Origin of the sequence: Paenibacillus sp. FSL R7-0345, from assembly GCF_038595055.1 — a bacterium.
Classification (GTDB): domain Bacteria; phylum Bacillota; class Bacilli; order Paenibacillales; family Paenibacillaceae; genus Paenibacillus_AQ.
The window spans coordinates 6251733-6273049 of sequence record NZ_CP152002.1 but is presented as its reverse complement, the minus strand read 5'-3'; the positions used below and the strand labels follow the sequence as shown (position 1 = coordinate 6273049).

General features: G+C 42.3%; 12 protein-coding genes. 11 read left to right on the top strand and 1 reads right to left on the bottom strand.

Going from position 1 to position 21317, the window contains the following annotated elements; all coding sequences use genetic code 11:
* The first annotated feature begins 44 nt into the window (after positions 1-44).
* From NST84_RS27080 to NST84_RS27040, 9 genes are read left to right on the top strand one after another with little or no spacing between them, the layout of a single operon-like run.
* Positions 45-956, top strand: coding sequence for a thiopeptide-type bacteriocin biosynthesis protein (locus NST84_RS27080; protein WP_342563160.1), 912 nt, complete (start codon positions 45-47; stop codon positions 954-956).
* Positions 934-2757, top strand: a complete 1824-nt coding sequence (locus NST84_RS27075; protein ID WP_342563159.1) for an ABC transporter ATP-binding protein — start codon at positions 934-936, stop codon at positions 2755-2757. The genes NST84_RS27080 and NST84_RS27075 overlap by 23 nt, the downstream gene beginning before the upstream one ends.
* The gene (locus NST84_RS27070) at positions 2735-4525 is read left to right on the top strand and encodes an ABC transporter ATP-binding protein (protein ID WP_342563158.1); all 1791 of its coding nucleotides are present in this window, start codon (positions 2735-2737) and stop codon (positions 4523-4525) included. Before NST84_RS27075 ends, NST84_RS27070 begins: the two co-directional genes overlap by 23 nt.
* Before the next feature lie 35 nt (positions 4526-4560).
* On the top strand, positions 4561-7119 hold the full coding sequence (locus NST84_RS27065; RefSeq protein WP_342563157.1) for a non-ribosomal peptide synthetase: 2559 nt from the start codon (positions 4561-4563) through the stop codon (positions 7117-7119).
* A gap of 5 nt (positions 7120-7124) precedes the next feature.
* On the top strand, positions 7125-8381 hold the full coding sequence (gene fabD, locus NST84_RS27060; protein ID WP_342563156.1) for an ACP S-malonyltransferase: 1257 nt from the start codon (positions 7125-7127) through the stop codon (positions 8379-8381).
* 29 nt (positions 8382-8410) lie between these two features.
* On the top strand, positions 8411-11950 hold the full coding sequence (locus NST84_RS27055; RefSeq protein ID WP_342563155.1) for a condensation domain-containing protein: 3540 nt from the start codon (positions 8411-8413) through the stop codon (positions 11948-11950).
* Between the two features lie 32 nt (positions 11951-11982).
* Complete coding sequence (locus NST84_RS27050; RefSeq protein ID WP_342563154.1) at positions 11983-14499, top strand: non-ribosomal peptide synthetase; 2517 nt, start codon at positions 11983-11985, stop codon at positions 14497-14499.
* Positions 14500-14520: 21 nt separating this feature from the next.
* Complete coding sequence (locus NST84_RS27045) at positions 14521-17046, top strand: lantibiotic dehydratase (RefSeq protein ID WP_342563153.1); 2526 nt, start codon at positions 14521-14523, stop codon at positions 17044-17046.
* A 34-nt stretch (positions 17047-17080) separates the two neighbouring features.
* Positions 17081-18109 carry a hypothetical protein gene (locus tag NST84_RS27040; RefSeq protein ID WP_342563152.1) on the top strand — a complete coding sequence of 343 codons (1029 nt, stop codon included), beginning with the start codon at positions 17081-17083 and terminating at the stop codon, positions 18107-18109.
* 63 nt (positions 18110-18172) lie between these two features.
* Here NST84_RS27040 and NST84_RS27035 read toward each other — a convergent pair whose 3' ends face one another.
* Entirely contained in the window at positions 18173-19033 is an 861-nt protein-coding gene (locus NST84_RS27035) for an AraC family transcriptional regulator (protein ID WP_342563151.1), read from the bottom strand.
* A 162-nt stretch (positions 19034-19195) separates the two neighbouring features.
* On the opposite strand from NST84_RS27035, the gene NST84_RS27030 reads away from it, so the two are divergent.
* Complete coding sequence (locus NST84_RS27030; RefSeq protein WP_342563150.1) at positions 19196-20497, top strand: alpha-glucosidase/alpha-galactosidase; 1302 nt, start codon at positions 19196-19198, stop codon at positions 20495-20497.
* Positions 20498-20509: 12 nt separating this feature from the next.
* The gene (locus tag NST84_RS27025; protein ID WP_342563149.1) at positions 20510-21124 is read left to right on the top strand and encodes a sugar O-acetyltransferase; all 615 of its coding nucleotides are present in this window, start codon (positions 20510-20512) and stop codon (positions 21122-21124) included.
* Positions 21125-21317 lie beyond the last annotated feature (193 nt).

The window sequence follows — 21317 nt, the reverse complement described above, 5'->3', positions numbered from 1 at the left end:
ATTATTGCTTTGCAAACTTAAAAATTGTATTGGGAAGAGTGAACATGAGCTGCGATCATGAATGGTTGTATTTCTGTATTTACCCAGGGTCTCATCATTTTAGTTACTTAGATGATATTGTGAGGGAAATTGTAGAGCCCTCAATAAATCTGTTTCCTGCAGGCTGTGTAGAGAAATGGTTTTTTCTGCGATATTGGGATGCTGGAGGGCTGCATATTAGAGTACGATACCTTGTGCAAAAAGATACAAGCTTTTATTTAAGAAGGTGGATGGAGGATAACGGCAAAGCTATACTAAATGATCTAATCAAGAATAAGCCGACTCCTCTGCAGAGCTACACTACTCCGCCATTGTACCTGTGTGAAAAGAAAACCGTAATTGAACAGCATAAATACATACCTGAGTTTGATAAGTATGGCGGCGATCTTGGAGTCATGCTTGCTGAAAGCGTATTCTATGAATCCAGCAAATTAGTTATGGAACTACTACATAAAATAAGTGCAGAGAACGCTTCGCGCACCCATGCAGGCATTTACCTGATGCTTAAATCTGTTCAGACAATCATTACCGGCTGCAAAGAACAGAATCTTTTCTTAACAGAATACTTTCATCAATTTACCCGTTCGCAAACAACGGACCCGGCGATTATTCGGAATACTATAGATGAATCTGTTGCGAGACATGTAAGTGTTATACAGGATCAGTGGGAGGGAATTATTTCACACACTTTTTTGCACACGTTAACAATTGATTATATACAGGCTTTACAGGATGCAGTTAATCAATTAAGACTGTTGAACGCCTCTCTGCAAACTACGGGTGTGCTGCTTCATTACATTCATACCACCAACAATAGACTTGGAGTAAGTATGCACGAAGAAAGTTTTATCGCCAAGCTGATATTAAAAATACTAGGCTCAAGGAGTCAAAATGATGAAGCAAAAGGATCAATTTAATTATTCTAGCTGGAAGACGTTTGTGAACCTGACTGGCATGAGTAAAAAGTATTCGGCTTCTTTTATATTACTTGGAGTAATCGCACTACTCAGCCCTATGTATCTGGTATTATTCGCTGAAGTACAAAGAAGAATGATTAATGCAGCCTCGATGGGGGATTTACAGCTGTTGCAGGAGGCATTTGTCATGGCCATTGCGCTGCCATTCCTTGCTGGTTCAAGACTTCTTTTATCCTCTTATGTTGGAGCCTTGCTAAATAACAAATCAGTGACTAAACTCCAACACAATCTGTTAAGCAAGCTGTATACGGCAAAGCTGGGGGAACTGGAGAAATACCATTCCGGTGATTTGATATCCAGAATCCAGGATTCTGCTGTGAAAGCCCAAACAGGATTTAATGATAAAATCATTCAGCTTTTGACAAACGTATTGCAAATAGGCTTGTTGGCCGTATATCTCAACAGTCTTAACCTTTCACTGAGCATCGGTGTAATTCTGATCGCCTTAATCCTGCCGTCACTGCTTAATCCCCTGTCCAAGTATATTCGAAAGCTGTATGACCAGCGTCAAAAAAAACAGGCGGAACGGGATGCATTTCTGCAGGAAACGATTCAAGGGGCTGAGACAATACGAAGCTATGGACTGGCCCAAAAGTTTGATAACGAATTTTTTAGCAAGAACGAGAGCCTTTTGAAACAGACCCGGAAAATCACTATGTTCGAGTCAATGATTAACCGTTCTAATTTGCTTGTAACGATGGTCGGGATCATATTTATTCTGGGCTACGGAGGTTACCTGGTTTCAAGGCAAACGATCACCGTCGGTGATGTTGTAGCTTTTTTAGTTTCTTTTGAAACGATCGTGACTCTGGTGGTAGGCTTGGCCAGAATTTGGCCTGAATTTCAGCAGGTTTTTTCTGCAGCGAACCGGGCATTTGAACTGCTGGATCTAAACAGTGAGCAGGACCCGCACAAGGAAATAGATGATCAAAAACTTGAAGCGCTGATTGAAACAGGTACTTTCCCTGAGGTGTCAATCGAAAACGTTCATTTCAGCTATACGGATGGCAGCAGCGAAATTCTCCGGGGATTGTCTATGAAAGCTGATGCGGGTAAATTGACGGCTGTCGTCGGTCCCAGCGGATGCGGAAAAAGTACACTATTGAAGCTGGTAATGCGATTCTATGAAACGGCCGGAGGGGCGATTTGCTGTAACGATGTTAACAGCACCGATGTATCTGCGGAAAAGTGGAGATCAATAATCTCCTACGTTTCGCAGGACCCATATCTTTTTACAGGAAGCTTCTATGACAACATTAAGTTTGGGCGGGAAACGGCATCGCTTGAGGATGTAAAGGAAGCTGCAAAGGCGATTAATATTCATGATTTAATTGCTGGTACCAGTAATGGTTATGACACCATCATTGAAGAACGCGGCTCCAACTTATCCGGCGGTGAACGGCAGAGAATAGCAATAGCAAGAGCCTTAGTAAATCAGCCGCGGATATTATTAATGGATGAGCCTACCTCCGCCCTTGATAGTGTCAACGAAAAACATGTGCAAAATGCAATGAATGTATTAATGAAGGATAGGACGACGTTAGTTGTGGCCCACCGGCTTTCAACGATTAAAGAAGCTGATAAGATCTTTTATTTAGAGGATGGAAACGTGGCCGAAGAAGGTACACATGAGGAATTGATGAAACTTTGCGGGAAATATGCCCGGTCCTTTCAAACATTGATTAGTCAGAGGGATGAGACAGAAAGGGGCTCTTTCGTTGAAAATACCATTACAATATAAAAAAACGATTGGGGGGGAGGGTAGTAACGCCACCTCTTCGGCAATATTCCTTCGAATCCTGAAATATCTCTCACCGTTCCGCCTGCCTTTTATCTATATTATCGTTCTAATGTTATTGGATGTAGGCTACAATGTGGCAGTTGCTTGGGTGCAAGAAATATTCATAGATACAATCAATCAGAATAACACCGCTCAATTGTATTGGATCATTCAAATCTCCCTTGCTATTACTTTAGCTGTGTTTGCTCTGCTGTTTTTACAATACTTTATGAGAAGCTATTATCAGGCCGCCATTCAAAACAATTTGGCAAATGAAGTCTACAACAAATTGAATGGTTTATCGCTGAAGCATATTCAGAAATATCATACCGGGGATCTGGTTTCCAGAATAACGAATGATGTTGTTCAAACCGCTACCGTTGTCGGGAATGTAACCTATGATCTTGTATCCAATATCTTGCTTTGTATTATCTCGTTTGTTTATTTAGCTCAAATCAATGTGCTCTTAGCTATTGTGGCTATACTGACAGGTCCTTTTGTCTTTTTGATCGGTCGTTTATTTGACAAAAATATTAAAAGGGTGTCTAGAGACATTCAGGGCAAACTGGCAGAAATTCAAGGCATCCTTCAGGAGTTCACCCAGGGTATAACAACATTGAAAAGCTACAATATGGGAACTGAAAAACTGGCGTATTTTCTTCACCATAAAGAAATGCAGAACAAGCTGGAACTGCGCAGGACAATGTACAAAGCTTTTATGGGGTTTACTATCGCCATAACGAATACAATTATTCTTCTGATTACTACTTTTTTTATATCACTGGCTGTTATCCGCGGGGAATTAACGGCAGGAGCAGTGCTCGCGTTTATCTTCTTAATGTTCCGGGTACAAGGTCCTTTTCGAACCATTTCAAATTCTTGGGGGCTTATCTTACAAGGAATCTCGGCGGCAGAAAGAATATTTGAATTACTTGATATTACAGAAGGTAAAGCGCAGATCGATGAGCAGCATATTAGGGAAGGGAAGACCCGTGATACCCGGAAGGTAATTCAGCTGAAGAATGTCAGCTTTTCTTATCAATCTAACGACACGACGGACAACGTGCCAAATGTTGATAATGTCAGTCTGGATATTAATGAAGGCGAGATCGTGGCTATTGTCGGACCGAGCGGATCAGGTAAGAGCACGTTAGCGCGTATATGCACCGGCTTATACCAGCCAGATTCCGGTGAAGTTACAGTGTTCGGAGATGCAACTTCGGGTTCTTCCCAAATTAATCCGGCTATCACTTATTTACCGCAGGTGCCCTATCTATTTTCTGGAACTATCCGGGACAGTATGCTCATGGGAAATTCGGCAACAGAGGAACAAATCATAAAGGCCGCCAAAGAAGCTAACATTCATGAGACAATAATGCAGCTTGAGCATCAATACGATACCAGGGTGGGGGAGAATGCCTATTCACTCTCAGGCGGGCAGAAGCAGCGAATCGCCATTGCTAGGGCTTTTTTGAAAAATAGCCCTTTAGTAATAATGGATGAGGCTACGTCAGCATTAGACATTGAGAATGAGAGACTTATCCACAATTCTATCACTACCTTACTGGAAGGCAAAACAGCAATAATAATTGCCCACAGGCTTACAACAATCAAGAATGCAAGCCGCATTATTGTTATGGATAAGGGCCAGATTGCAGAGCAGGGTTCACACGAGGAATTGATGGCCCGGCAAGGTTTATATTATCAACTAAGCACGATTACGAAATAAGCGAGATATCATACATAGTCTGATAGGAGAATCATATGAACAGCAATGTCACCTTAATTGATTTGTTGAAAGAGTCTGCGAAATGGGATCATCGTGGTGTAACATTTATCAAAAGCGGGAAAAACGAAGAATTAGTATCATACCGCGAGGTATATACACAGGCTTTAGGTATACTGGGCTATTTGCAGTCTGTGGGGATAAAACCTCAGGAAGAGCTTGTGTTTCAGATAACGGATAAAAATAATGAACTTTTTATTTATTTGTTTTGGGCTTGCATACTCGGAGGGATTATTCCGGTACCGGTTTCTGTGGGAAGCTGTGACGAGCATAGAAATAAGTTGTTCCGAATATGGAAGGTTCTTAATAATCCTTATCTAATAGTTGAGCAGGACATATTATCAGGCTTAGAAAAATACTCCGAACAAGAAGCACTAACGGCAGATTACCAGGAGATATACAGCAGGACGATTACTACAAGCGATATAATATCAACCGGTCTAAGCGGAGCTCTGGTACATGCGGAACCCGGCAACATCGGTTTCATACAATTTTCCTCAGGCTCTACCGGTGATCCGAAAGGCGTTATGCTTACCCATGAAGGGCTTTTGACAAACATTAACGACATTAACGAAAGACTGGAGGTTACCGCCCAGGATTCGTCGATTAGCTGGATGCCGCTAACGCATGATATGGGGATTATATTTTGTCATATGGCGTGCCTGGCTGCCGGAATCAATCAATATATCATGCCAACCTCTTTATTTATTCAACGTCCTACTTTGTGGATAGATAAGGCAAGCGAGCATAAAATTACGATGCTGTACTCACCTAATTTTGGTTATAAGTATTTATTAACTTACTTTAAAAAGGCTGTTACAAACACCTGGAATTTGAGCCGTGTGAGACTAATCGTCAATGGGGCTGAGCCCATATCAGTATCCTTAATTAAAGAATTTTTAGATACCTTAGGTCCCTTTGGTCTTCAAAATGATGTTATGCTGCCTGGCTATGGTTTGGCTGAAGCATGTGTGGCAGTGTCTATCCATAAGTCTAACGAAGCGATGCGAGTTGTACATATAAATCGTGATTCCCTAGTACTAGGCGGAGTAGTAAATGAAGTTGATGAATCGAATGAAACCGTAGCTTTCGTGGAGGTTGGGGTTCCAATTACGAACTGCCAGACGGGGATATTTGATGATCAGGGCAAACCTTTGGGTGAAGGAAGATTTGGACATATATGTATCTACGGGAAGAATGTAACTAAAGGATATTACAATAATGATGAAGCAAGCCGGAAGCTGTTCCTGAGTAATGAATGGTTGAATACCGGAGATATTGGTTTTATAAGAAATGGACGGCTGGTTATTACCGGAAGATCTAAAGATATTATTTTTGTTAATGGACAAAATTATTACCCGCATGACCTGGAGCGGTTGGCAGAAGAGCTGGAGGAGATTGAGTTAGGAAGAATAGTGGTATGCGGGGCTCAAAATAATGAACAGGAAAATGATGATATTATAATTTTTGTTTTATTTAAAAAACAGCTCAATGATTTCGTACCGTTATGTGTAAAACTAAAAAAAACTATTTCTGAGCAAACCGGTTTAGCTATAAAGGATGTTCTCCCTATTGCAAGGATACCTAAAACAACCAGCGGTAAAGTTCAGAGATATCAATTGGCCGAAAATTATAAAAACGGTGAATACAAAGCAGTTTCAGAGCAGCTTCGTTCTTTACTGATGTTGTATAACAATGAAGGTTCCAGTAAAAGTAATGAAATGGAAATAACAAAATTAGAAACAGAACTTTTATCAATATGGAAAAAAGTACTGAAGGTAGAGTCAGTCAGTATTCATGATCATTTCTTGGAAATCGGGGGCAATTCACTCCTGTTAACACAAATGCACGGTTATATTGAAGATCTGTATCCAGATAAACTTTCAAAGGTAGATATTTTTTCGAATTCGACAATAGAAAAGCTTGCAGTGCATCTGGCTGAAAAATTAATGAATGATGCTCCAGGGGAGGCTATGCCATATTATATGCAATTTCCCGGCGACTATTTTTCCGAAATTGTATATTCTCCGGTTCCCAGCCAATTTGATCTTTCAGTGGGACAGTATAGCAATCTAAAAACATTGGCAAATCATCTTCAGGTAACAACTGTAGAAGTAATACTGGCCATCTATATTTATTTGCTTTATGAAGTTACACAACAAACGGACATAACCGTTTACGGTTTTAGGAATCGTGTTAATGCATACAAAGTATGTATAAACTTATCCATTATAAATGAATTTGAACAGCTTGTTTATAGTATAAAACAGTGCACCGGAAATATTCACCCCAAAGCACTGGAGTCTTCATATGCGCAGAGGCCGCACAATAGCCTTATTATAGGATTCTATGAATACAGCGATTCAAATGCTCACTTATACAATCAGAACTATTGCGATCTGTTACTTGGATTTTCGAATAAAGGCAGCTTTAACCTCTTAAACAGCCCCAAGGTGAAAAGTGAAAAGGCCAGAGAGTTATTTCATCAGTACTTAACGATTTTTGATTTGCTGACAATTAAAAATGTTGAGGTGTAAGCAAAATGCCAAGGTTAGCAGTTCTGTTCCCTGGACAAGGTTCGCAATATATCGGAATGGCAAAGCCGCTTTGTTCGGAATATCGTGTTGCCAGACAAGTATATGAAGAAGCCAACGATATTTTAGGGTGGGATTTAAGAAAAATATGCTGGGAAGGAAATATTAATGAGCTGACCCGTACCGACAACGCCCAATTGGCTATTCTGGTCCATAGTGTTGCCGCCTATCGTGTGTTTCAGGATGTTTTGGATTTAACCCCCGAGCTTGCGGCTGGTCATAGCTTAGGCGAATTTACTGCATTAACATGCAGCGGGGCTGTTTCTTTTTCTGATGTACTGCGCATTGTTAAAATTAGAGGCCGTCTGATGCAGGAAGGTTCCGCGAAACAAGCGGGTTCTATGCTGGCTGTTAACGGCATCGATGCTGAGCAGGTAGAAGAAATGTGCGAATCATTGAGACGACAAGGGTATAGCATATCCATATCCTGTAATAATTCAATCAATCAAATGATTGTATCAGGCTGTCCAAATGCCCTGAGGCAGATGGAATTCCTCATTAACCAGACAAATGGATACGCGGTTATGCTAAAAGTAGGCGGTCCATTCCACAGTCCGCTCATGCATGAGGCGGCCTTACATTTTAAAGAGGAATTAAAGAATGTTCATTTCTGCAGTTTTAACTATCCTGTATTATCTAATGTTACCGCTCAGCCATACAATAGGCGGGAGGAGATCACTTCCCTCCTGGTGAGACAGATGACACAGACTGTCCAATGGCATTCAATCATGGAATATATACAGCATGAAGGTATTGAGTATGTCTTAGAGCTGGGTCCTAATACCGTTTTGCGTAATTTATTTAAAAAAGGATATGCCCGAATGAATGCTTATTCTCTTGATGATAGCAGTGATTTTCAACTGTTGTTGAGCAATTATAAGAAAAATTCGCAGTCTGCCACTTCAGAACAGGCCAAAAAATTTGTTAGCCGTTGTCTGGCGACAGCTGTTTGTCTTCAAAATTATAACTTTGATGAAGAGGAGTACCATCAAGAAGTTGTAATTCCATATCGTAAAGTATGTGAATTATTGCAGCATTGGGATTCTGATCAAGGATCTCCTTATGCAAAGATGGAGCAAGCGTACCATATGCTACAGCATGTGAGTGCTTATAAAAATGTCCCCTTAAAAGAACAGCAAAATAGAATAGAGGAACTTATTAATGAAACCGGAGTCAGGGGATTTTATCCTGATTTAGTATTTTAAGATGAGTTAAACCAAAAGGGGTGATGGTTGTGCTAAAGCGAATCTTAACGGACGAGATCAAAAACTCCGTCTATGAGCTAAGGGATTCATCGGAAAATAAAACTACTGAAATTGCAATTATCGGGATGTCTGTTCAGATGCCGCTTGCTGATTCCCTGGATGAGTTCTGGGATAACATCTGCAACCGTGTGGATTGTGTTCGTCCTCTCCCGGAAATAAGAAAAACGGATATGGATCTATATAAATCGTACTCCTATAAAGAGTGCAGGGAGACTTCTTATATTGAAGCCGGTTATTTGGAGGAAATAGATAAATTCGATTATGAATTCTTTCGTTTAACGCCAAAAGAAGCTAAGCTTATGGACCCGCACCTTAGATTATTTCTGCAAAAGGCATGGCATGCTATTGAGGATGCAGGATACGGAAACAATAAACTTAAGGGGACGAAAACAGGAGTTTATGTAGGCCACATTAACAGCGGTGCCTTGCTGAACTATCACCAAATGATAAAAGAATTGGAGCCAGATTCATTTTCGCTTGCTATGACTGGCAATCTAGCTGCTATGATACCAAGCCGGGTTTCATATCTTCTTGATTTGAAGGGGCCGAGTATAACGATAGATACCACATGTTCTTCTTCTCTTGTTGCAATACATACGGCATGTCAAGCCATTTTACTGGGGGATTGTGATCAGGCATTAGTCGGAAGTGTCAAAATAATAATGGACCCGGAACGTCAAGATTCTATCGGTATTGAATCTTCCAGCGGTAGAGCTAAAGCGTTTGACGACTCCTCTGACGGCACAGGAGTGGGAGAAGGGGCTGCTGTAATCTTTATGAAGCCGTTCCGGCAAGCTCAAGCCGATGGAGATCATATTTACGCAGTAATTAAAGGCAGCGCGGTTAACCAAGACGGGACTTCGATTGGCATCACTGCGCCCAGTGCCGCAGCGCAAGCGAATGTTATTGCTGAAAGTTGGGCTAAAGCCAATATTGATCCGAAGACAATCTCTTACATAGAAGCGCATGGAACGGGTACGAAATTAGGAGATCCTATCGAAGTTGCAGGCATTCAGCAGGCATTCCAAAGATTCACGAACCGGAAGCAGTTTTGCGGTCTCGGCACAGTTAAATCCAATATAGGACACTTGGATCAAGCTGCAGGAATTACGGGGCTTATTAAGGCTGTGTTATCTTTAAAAAAACGTATGATCGCTCCTACGCTTCATTTTAATATCCCGAACAGAGAAATTTCGTTCGAAACTTCTCCCGTGTATATCAATGACAGATTAAAACAATGGGATACTGTGGATGATGAACCAAGACGGTGCGGAGTCAGTGCATTCGGCTTAAGCGGAACGAATTGCCATATTGTTTTGGAAGAGTATTGCGCTCCCCGTATAGGGCTGAATGAAGAAGAGGCACAAAGATGGAATGTATTTACCCTTTCTGCCAAAAACGAAGAATCTTTAGTCACATTACTTCAAAAATATGAGCAGCTCAAATATGGGGATCTGAGGGATTTGTGTTATACAGTCAATACAGGCAGAGGGCATTATAACTTCCGTTTAGCAATTGTGTTTAAGACACTGACTGAACTAACAGCTGTAATCCGGCAGATATTAGCTGAAGGACTTGCTGCGAATTGCGGCGATAAGTGGCATTACGGTATTTCCGGGGAGAACATGGGTAATCACGGTCACCTTAAGTTCCTGAACGGTGAGGCCGGAAAAAAACTAGCTGAGTTCTTGGAGAATCAGCAGACCGAAAGCACAAGTTTGCAAGAGCTCTGTAAGTATTATATCGGGGGCGCCGACGTTGAATGGGAGCGTCTGTACATAAACGAAAACAGAACCAAGGTAAGTCTTCCGGCCTATCCCTTTAACCGGCTAAGATGTTGGGTTGATGTACCTGCACATGGTCAAACGAACCGTGAAATTACTCTTGATGGCAGAGCGTCACAGGAGGAGTACACCGAAACTGAGAAACGGCTGGCAGAAATTTGGGGGTCAATGCTTGATTATCAGCACTTGAACGTGTATGAGAGTTTCTTTTCATTAGGCGGTGATTCCATATTTGCCGCCAGACTGATCCATCAGCTGAACGAGCGGATGAAGCTAAAATTACTTGTGTCCGATTTGTTTAGATGTGAAACGATCTATGAATTAGCCGCCTTTATTGATCGCGGCCAGAACAACCCTAGCTCCATCACAGCAACCATTCCAGCGGCAGCAGCAAGAGAATATTATCCTATGTCATCCGCACAACAACGAATATTCATCCTGCAACGGTTTTCTGGTAATAGCATAGCTTACAACATCCCCAATGTTATGAAGATTAAGGGTCAACTTGGCTTTGCTCAGCTGGAGTCGCTTTGTCAAAAACTTGTTCAACGCCATGAAAGTTTCCGCACTTCATTTCATTTTGTAAATGGAAAAGCTGTACAAAAAATTCACGCTGAAGTTAATTTGCAACCTGCATATATTCTTGAAAGACATCAGCCTATCACCCGTATATTGAATGATTTTGTACAACCATTTGATCTTTCGGAAGCTCCTTTAATTAGAATTGCTATGGTGGAGTCGAAAGATGGTACATTCCTGATGTTTGATACCCATCATATCATCACAGACGGGGTTTCATTAAACCTCTGGTTACGGGATATGATAGACCTTTTAGATCAGCGCCCGCTTAATGATTTGACCATTCACTATAAAGATTACGCTGTGTGGGAGGCGGATTTCTCTCAATCCCGGGAGTATATGCGGCAAGAACATTATTGGCTAAAGGCCCTGTCCGGACCACATGCTGCCATTTCACTGCCGCTGGATTTTGACAGGCCGGACAAGCAGAGCTTTTCGGGTTCGAGATATTCTTTATTGTTGGAGCAGGAAGTCGCAGAACGGCTAAGTATAATTGCCAAAGAACAGAATGTCACAATGTTTATGTTATTATTAGCCGGCTACTATATACTGCTGGCCCCATATTCTTTGAATAAGGACATTATTGTAGGCACGCCCGTTGCAAACCGGATAACATCCGAAGCTCAAAATATAGTAGGCATGTTTGTAAACACGCTGCCGTTACGGTCATATCCTGAAGCGGAGACTTCTTTTACGGAATATTTAAATGTTCTCAAACCGCATGTATTGGAAGCATTTAAGAATCAGAATTATCCGTTCGAAATGATGGTCGAGAAGCTAAATATTTCACGCGATCCAAGCAGAAATCCGATATTTGATACTCTTTTCGTATTCCAAAACATGCTCTCTGACAAATTTGCCGCCCAAGATTGTGAATTTGAGTTCATGCAATTCGATTCAAATAAATCCCTTGTCGATCTAACACTCGAAGTTGTCCCCTTTAAGGACAAACTGGTTGTAAATTTCGAATATTGTACGGATCTGTTCAAAGTTGAAACCATCCGCAGGCTGGCCGGCCAATATGTAAATATATTGGAGCAGATTTCTCTAAATGCACATATTCAAATAAAGTCTTTGCAAGCTGATGCCGGGCAGAACCAGCTATCAGGGGAAGAACTGTTTCAAGATATCCGTTTTAACTTTTAGCTGCGCAGCACAAGATAAAAGGAGGAAGTACTTTGACAATATCAGCAATTGATAATTTGTATCAGAAAAGTAAGGCTTACTGGCTGGAGCAGTTAAGGGATGTGGTCGAAACCACATCCTTCCCTTATTGCTCTGACGAGAAGTCGTTCACTGCTGTTGAACAGTATGAATTTACCTTCAACGAGAATACCTCTGCAAGACTGCTGGCTGTGTCTAATCAGTCGGAGGCGGCGTTATATGTGATTTTGCTGGGCTCGATTCAATATTTGTTGCAGCGATACACGAACAGCACCCTTGTTACTGTAGGTATTCCTTATACATATAGTAGTGCGGAAGCTGCAAATTTGCTGTTGTTGAAAACTGATTTTTCTCATATTACGAGGTTTACGGAGCTGCTGAAGGAACTTGCAGATCATGTAAAGCACGCTGTTAAACATCCGCACTATCCGATCGCCAAATTGGCAGAAGATATAAAGCTGGATCAAACAGGTATGGCCTATGCTAAAACTATGGTTGGACTAAGCAGCTTGCATCACCATTTGTCCACTCTGAATCGTTCAGAAATAGAGTTTATGTTCAAAGTGAATGAGGGGGTATTAGGACTGGCAGTAAAATATCAGACCGGATTGTTTACAGAGTCCTATATCGAACAAATTTGCGGCCACTTACACTGCCTTTTCGATTTGATTTTATCTGAACCCGATGTATGCCTTAATGAAATTGACCTGATTGGCCATGCTGAAAGAAAAGTGATAATGGAAGAATTCAATAATACCGCAATGCCGTATACAAAAAGCCTGATTCATTCTATTTTTGAACATCAGGTTATACAGACTCCGCATAATACCGCTCTACTCTTTGATCATCAGCAAATGTCTTACCTGGAACTCAATCAAAAATCCAATCAGTTAGCGAGAGCCCTTAGACTTAAAGGCGTTAAAGCAAATAGCTTTGTGGGAATAAAAATGGAACGTTCCATTGAAATGATTATAGGCATACTTGCGATATTAAAAGCGGGAGGCGCCTATGTACCAATAGACCCTGAGTTTCCCGCTGAACGCATAAAATTTATGCTTGAAGATACACATATGAAGATCATACTGGCCAAAGACCACCAGAACTTGGCAGATCATTTCCAGGGCGAAATTATTCATCCGGGGGATCATTTTGAAGGAGATGACTCAAATCTCGATCCGGTAAACCAACATTCTGATTTAGCTTATGTTATTTATACATCAGGCTCAACGGGGCGGCCTAAAGGGGTTATGATTGCGCATGACTCTGTTATTAATCGCCTGCTTTGGATGCAGGATCAATTCCCGATAAACGAAGAAGATACGATTCTTCAAAAAACACCATACACATTTGATGTTTCAGTATGGGAGCTTTTTTGGTGGTTCTTTGCCGGTGCACGGCTTTCGCTTTTAAAGCCAGGCGGAGAAAAAGAGCCTAAGGAGATTATTAACGCCATCAGTAGTCACGGAGTAACAACTATGCATTTTGTCCCATCGATGCTAAACGTTTTTCTTGAATATTTAAAAGCAAAGGAAGATGCCGGAGAATGTCTCGTCTCGCTTAGAACGGTGTTTGCCAGCGGAGAAGCCCTCAAGTCTTATCAGGTAGAGAAGTACAGACAATTAATATATATGAAACATGGTACGAAGCTAATCAATTTGTATGGGCCAACGGAAGCAACAGTCGATGTAACTTATTACGATTGCGATTTTTCAAACATCCCCAATCCAATTCCAATTGGTAAGCCTATCTATAATACGCAATTATATATTTTAGATGCGAAAGAACGGCCGCAGCCGGTAGGGGTCGCAGGTGAATTATGTATTGCCGGTGACGGATTGGCAAAGGGATATTTAAATCTGCCGGAGCTCACTGATGCAAAGTTCAAGTTACATTTAATCAAGTCCGGTGAAAAGAGAATATATAAGACAGGCGATCTTGCACGCTGGTTACCCAATGGAAATATTGAGTATTTAGGGAGACTGGATTACCAGGTCAAAATAAGAGGGTACCGAATCGAATTGGAAGAGATAGAAACCAGGCTGCTGGAGAACCCGTCTATTCGTGAGAGTATCGTCTTGGCGGTAGAGAACGAACAGGGAGATAAAGAGCTGTGTGCTTATTATGTTGCTGACAATCCAATCAGCCCAGCTGAAATAATAGCTTATTTATCCCAAAGTTTACCCTATTATATGATTCCAAGTTTTTGCAGGCAGATCGAATTGATGCCCGTATCAGCAAACGGAAAAATGGATAGAAGCAAGCTGACAAATATCTTTAATGACTCGAAAGCTGTAAAATGCATCTCTCCTCCGGAATCAGCAATGGAGCAAAAAATAGCGGCAGTATGGAGCAATGTCCTTAAGATTGAAAATATTGATATTCATGCAGATTTTTTTCAGACAGGAGGAAATTCACTAAAAGCAGTTTTGCTGGAAGTTGAATTAGAGAAGGAAGGGCTGCGTCCTAAAGAGTTGCTGGTCTATGCCCGTAAAACCATTTACAGTATGGCCCAATACTTTGAGTCTCTATAGCAAAGGTCTGGAGGCGTTAATGTGTCTATAACCAATACATATGCAGCACGGCTGGCACCATTTTTTATGGCCAGAATAAACCCCATGTCTACTGGCGTTATTGAACCGCTGATTCTGCATCAAACATTAGAGGCTCTTAGCACTATAAAAATGCTGCAGGAACGGTTGATGATGACCGGGAATACGCTCGAAAAACCGTTATTTGCTTTAGTTGCTAGACTGGAGACAGAGCATGAATTAAGAAGAGGCGTTTTAGCTTTAAAGCGGGACTTGTTCAATCAGCGGGCCCCGAAGATATCAGCAGAACAGATGAAGGTCATTCAAACTCTGCTGGATAAAGAAACTAACGGCCTGTTAGCGGAGTGGTTTGATTTGTGGGATCAGTGCGAAGGATTATTAGAGGAAAGCAGAACAATTTTTCAGCAGGAGACAGCTTTTTCTAGCAGATATTTAAATACATGTTTAGAGAACCCTGAATTACAGAAAGGAATTGCTCTTGCCAGTCCTGAGTTTATGAAAAGCTTGTCCCAATACTGTGCGGGTAAAGATCAGATGTGGTTCCCTGGAGAGAGTCTTTCCAAAAGTGCCGTTTCTTATCTGACCAGAGCCGCAGTGAAAACAAGCCCGTTCAGCACCTTCTCTCAAATCGCGCTTATAAATAATTCGGATGGATTAACTACCGGACAGGAAAAGGTAAGGGGAGGTTCCTATATCCGCTTGCTGCAGCCCATTATACACTTATGGTTTAGGCGTATTATGCAGGACCGGGACTTAGGCAGAGCCGTCAAATTCTACTATAACGAAACTCATTTCTTTGATGGCGAGAATTATAACGTAATGGATAGTTATTACTTTATACAAGATACAGTACCCTTAAAAAAGGAAAAAATGAACTCAGTGATCCTCAGCCCTTCCGTTATGAATAAACTTGAGGAGCTGAAGTACGGTTCTCAAGTGGAGTGGCTGAATCATTTGAGGCAGGACGGGGGGGACGAGGTTTTTGAAGAATTGGTAAGGCTTAACCTGCTTATCCCGTTGTCACCTTACAGGAGTAGTGATGAGTATCCGTTAAAAGGTTTAATCGAAATCTTACAGCAGGCCTCAGGTACGAATCGCCAGCCATTGATTGATAAACTGGCAGCTATTGAAAGCATTGTTTATCGGTTGAAATCATGTGATGCCCACCAGCGAATTATTTATTTGCAAATGCTGAAGACCGGGGTTGAATCTACATTTATATTGTTAGGACTCTCGGTACCTGACTGGTTAGAGAAAGTAAGTCTTGTTTACGAGGACTGTAAAGCAGTAGAGGCACCGGTGTCTTACAGTTCTATATTGGACTCCGATTTGTGCCAAGTAGGGGAATGGCTGAAGGATACCATGTTTATAAGCGGAGTATATGATTATTTGCTCAATAGATTTGTTGAAATGTACGGGGCGGGGGGCAGGTGCTTTAATATTCCGGAATTTTTGCACAAGATTATTCAAAGTGATACTTTTGCGGAAGAATTAAAGCTTATTCAGGAGGCTGACAGGTCACTAACACGGAAAGAGGCAGTCCGCCGAAGACGGAAGCTGGGCAACGGAAGCACCGCTAGCCCAACAAGAGGAATATTGTTTCAAACAATCTCCCAGAGCAGGGAACAGTTTGAAGCGGGTGATTATCTGCTTGTATTAAACGGACTGCCAAGCGGGACGGGGAATTTAATGAGCCGTTTTATTCCACTTTTCAAAGACGATACCACAACAATGTCTGAATATCTGCAATTATGGCTTCAGCAGGTATATGGTAACGAGAATATTATGGCTGTTGTGTATGGTGCTGACTGGAATAATATGCAGATGTTTTATCCGGATACCGGGCGTGTACTGTACTGGCCGGGCGAGACCCTTCAAGCAGATGTTAAGAACACCAGGATCAATTTAGATAAGCTCTCTATAAAACATAATCCGGGTGACAATACATTAGCCGTAGAAGATGAACAGGCAAACCTTGTAGCTCCGGTATATATGGGAACCGCTGCCAAGAAGCATCTTCCTATTTCCTTGCAGTTATTTCTTACAATTACTGATCCATGGTTACAGGCAGCAGAGGAAGGTTCTACCGGTTCTGTTCTTAACTCCGGGATTGTTTATTCCAAAAGAGAGGTTTTAGGGAAAGTTGTAGTGCGAAGAGAACAATGGATCATAACGGGTGGTGCTTTTCCTGTACGGAAAGCTAATGAAAGTCATTACGACTATTATTCTAGGCTGCAGCGATGGAGAATGGATAATAACCTGCCTGAGGAAGCTTTTGTTACGGTGAAAAAGAAGCAGGGAACTGCAGTTAACAAAATTTCGAAAAACACGATTACTGAGAAAAAACCTTTTTATGTCCACTTTGGAAGCCCTCATTGTTTAGAGGCTATGCAAAAAATGGTCCGGGGAGACGAGAGCGTTATCATCTTAACAGAAATGTTGCCCGGCCGACAAGAACATCTATCTCATAGCGGATCTCATGCCACAGAGTTAATGGGGTTAATGAGATGGGGAGAGAGCGGACTATAGAAGTTTATGAAAATTATAAAAGAGGTTGGGAGCCATGAACGCAAAAATTTTGCCAATTAAAGAACCGGTACTGAACGGGTATCCGGATTACGCTATATTTTTATCGATCATCGCAAACTATGAAAGTACAAAAGATTGGATGTATACAAATTTTGTTCAGCTCTTTTTTGACCCCGGCGCCAAATACAATAAATTACGATTCTTTTATACAGACAATCGGGGGAAATTATTTAACGTATTAAACCCTTGGTTTGAATATCAAATGATTAATAAAAGTACAGTGGATAGCTGCAAAATTGATTGCATTGATTTCGTTGTCGATGCAATCAATTCAAATCAGTATGTTATAGCACATGTCAATGAATACTACATACCTGCTGCTTTCGGCTATAACAACTATTCGAATTCGCATAAAATGTTTATTTACGGATATGACAGCAACGAACACTTCTACATTCAGGGATATCTGAGGGAATCCGGACAATATTCAACAAGTACAATTAAGTTCTCCGACTTTAAATTGGCTTACGAGAATAATCATTGTAACAGTGACCGGAAAATGTATTTTTTAACATTCGATGATAAGAAAGAATATCCTTTCAATAAGGATGCGTTTATAGAGCAATTGGAGTATTATTTGTATGCGAAGGATAGCTCATTGAAGCTGCAAGAGCATCTGAATCCGATGAATCACTTGAAGTTTGGCATAGACATTTATACTGAATTAAAAAAGTTGTTTGATCCGGATCATATAGAGGAATGGTTTGTTGAAAACAATATGCTTAATGTTAAACCTGTACATGTGTTATGGGAACATAAAAAATTCATGCTTGAGCGGATGAAATACTTGGGAGCCAAGGGAACCTTATTAAATTGGGTTTACTATTATAATAACTTTGAAGATATTGAACAACATGCTTTCTTAATCAAAAATAAGTTAATGAAATATGGTATAACCAAGCAGGTCGCTCTACTTGCCGAGATCACTCAGCTTATCACTGTCATTGAAAAGAAAGAAATTGAATTGATAACTGAATTACTTAATGAAGCCTATCGAATGTGAATATAAGCCTGATTAGAGCCCGCCATAGCTCAATCAGGCTTATTTCGTATTATCCCCGTCTGCTCACCGCCGCAATCCCTCCCGAAACTGACTGGGCGATTCCCCCGTCCACAGCTTAAACTGCTTGGAGAAATACAGAGGATCGGTGAACCCGCAGGAGTTGCCCACCTGTTCCACACTTAGATTCGTGCTTAACAGCTCCTTGGCCCGTTCCATACGGACCTGATTGATGTACTGCTTGGGCGAAAGGCTGGTGAGCTGCTTGAACACTTTGGTGAAATGGGTCCGGTGATAGCCCAGGGAGGCGGCAAGCTTTTCAATGGAGACCGGAAGCATGTACTGGGTCTGGAACCAGCGGATCGCCTGCTCCACAACACGTTCGGAGTCCGTTAACGCTTCGGCCGTGGAGTAACGCAGCTTATGAGAGTTTAAACGGGCGAACTCGGCCAGAAGGACACGGAACCAGCCGTCAGTAGCCAAAGTTGTTACTGTTTCCCCGGACTGTTGTTCCAGCACCCGCTCGATACTTTCAAAAAGGCCTGACAGATGTTCCGGATCGGCTCCTCTTACGATGGGATCGGTAGTGGTAATTCCGGTTTTTCCCAGAATATCCAAGGTACCCGGGCCTTGAATGGCAACCCAGCGATAGCTCCAGGGCTCGGTATGGTCAGCTTCGTAGCTGAATAATACACCGGGAAAAATAACAAAGGTATCCCCCTGAAAAAGCCGGTAGCTTTTACCCTGCCAGACGAACGTGCCGTACCCGCTTTCTACGGTATGTATCAAAATGTATGGATGAACGGCTGGGCCGATTTTATGACCTGGCTCAGGTCTGGCAGCGCCGGCAAAGGTTATATTCAGATCCGCATTCAATAAGTAGGGGTTAATCTGTATCCTGTACTCATAATGTTCCGGGTTTTCCATTATAGCGCTCCTGGTTGTTGAAAGGAATGAAATAAATGATACTACAAATCTCCATGCAGAGGTGGCAATGTTCCATGCCTATTTTGCTGCTGTGATTTTATAGTAAGGGATATAAAGATCATTATCAACTCAAAGGTAATGAACAAAAGGAGCGTATAATCGATGAGCAAAATTGTATTTTTAGGAGCTGGAAGTACTGTTTTCGCTAAAAATGTTCTTGGGGACTGTCTGCTTACGCCGGCCCTGCAGGATTTTGAGATTGCCCTATTTGATATTAATTCCGAGCGGCTGCGTGATTCTGAAATTATGCTTAACAATATCCGTAAAACGTCTGGAAGCAGATGCAACATAAAGGTATATACAGACCGTAAAGAGGCCCTACGTGGAGCGAAGTATGCGATTAATGCGATTCAGGTCGGCGGGTACGATCCGTGCACGATTACCGATTTTGAAATTCCCAAGAAATACGGTCTCCGCCAGACTATTGCAGACACAATCGGGATCGGCGGGATTTTCCGCAATCTGCGGACCATTCCTGTACTGGACGAGTTCGCAGCGGATATCCGCGAGGTCTGCCCGGATGTGCTGTTCCTGAATTACACGAACCCGATGGCGGTGCTGACCAACTATATGAGCCGGTATGCCGGAGTGCAGACAGTCGGATTATGCCATAGCGTGCAGGTGTGTGTGCCGGAGCTTTTCAAATCGCTGGGGATGGATGATACGGGCGTTAAATCAAGGATTGCCGGGATTAATCATATGGCCTGGCTGCTGGAGGTTTCGCGTGACGGGGTGGATTTGTATCCTGAGATCAAGAGACGGGCCCAAGAGAAACAGCAGGCAGGGAAGCACTCCGACATGGTCCGCTTCGAGCTGATGAATAAGTTCGGCTACTATGTTACAGAATCTTCTGAGCACAGTGCGGAGTATCATCCTTATTTTATTAAAAGAAATTATCCGGAGCTGATTGACCAGCTCAACATTCCGCTGGATGAATATCCGCGCCGCTGCCGCGAACAGATCAGTAACTGGACCCAAATGCGGGATGAGCTGGTGGGAGATGTGAATCTGGAGCATCAGCGGTCACACGAATACGCGTCCTATATCCTTGAAGCCATTGAGACAGATATCCCTTACACGATCGGCGGGAATGTGCTGAATACCGGATTAATTACGAATCTTCCAGATGAGGCTTGCGTCGAGGTACCGTGTCTCGTTAACAGAAACGGGATCAGCCCGACCTATGTCGGAGACCTTCCGCCACAGCTGGCTGCATTGAACAGAACGAATATTAACACCCAGCTGTTGACGATAGAAGCCGCTAGAACCGGCAAAAAAGAGCATATCTACCATGCGGCGATGCTTGATCCGCATACGGCTGCCGAGCTATCGCTGGATGATATTGTGGCGCTATGCGATGATCTGATTGAAGCCCACGGCAGCTGGCTGCCTAAATTTAGATAAGGAGATTAAGACATGAGTATGAAAGACAAGCTCCACGATGTCAGCCTGTATCTGCCCGGTGATGAGGAGCTAATGAAAGCACAGACGCTCTGTCTCGAAGCGCTCTATGACTTCAACCGGACCCGGCCAAGTGAATATGATAAAAGAATGGCGATGCTGAGGGAAATGTTTGCGGAGATCGGCGAGAACTGCTACATTGAACCGCCGTTTCATGCGAACTGGGGCGGGAAGCATGTCCATTTCGGCAAAAATATATATGCGAACTTCAATCTGACGATGGTGGATGATACGCATATTTATGTCGGGGATTACACGATGTTCGGCCCGAACGTGACTGTAGCTACAGCCGGCCATCCTATTCTCCCTGAGCTGCGGGAACAGGCATATCAATATAACGCACCTGTGACAATCGGAAAAAACTGCTGGATCGGCGCCGGCGCCATTATCCTCCCGGGCATTACAATTGGCGATAATACGGTAATTGGTGCGGGGAGCATCGTAACAAAGGACATCCCTGCTAACGTAGTGGCGATCGGCAATCCTTGTAAGGTGCTGCGTGAGATTAATGAGCAGGATGAGCAGTTTTATTTTAAAGGGCGGCGGATTGTTAGGGAGGATTTGGTGTAGGAGCAGAATAGGATGAGTAGAGAACCGCGCGCAGGCGCGGTTTTTTGTTATATCGCTAAGCTCAATTGACAGCCCCCCACCACATACCTATAATTTAAATCATTATGAAAGCTGTTTCACATTCCGACAGCCAATCTGTTTATGTAAGATGAAACCCCTTTATTTAAGCGGGTTTCATTTGTTTTTTAAAGAT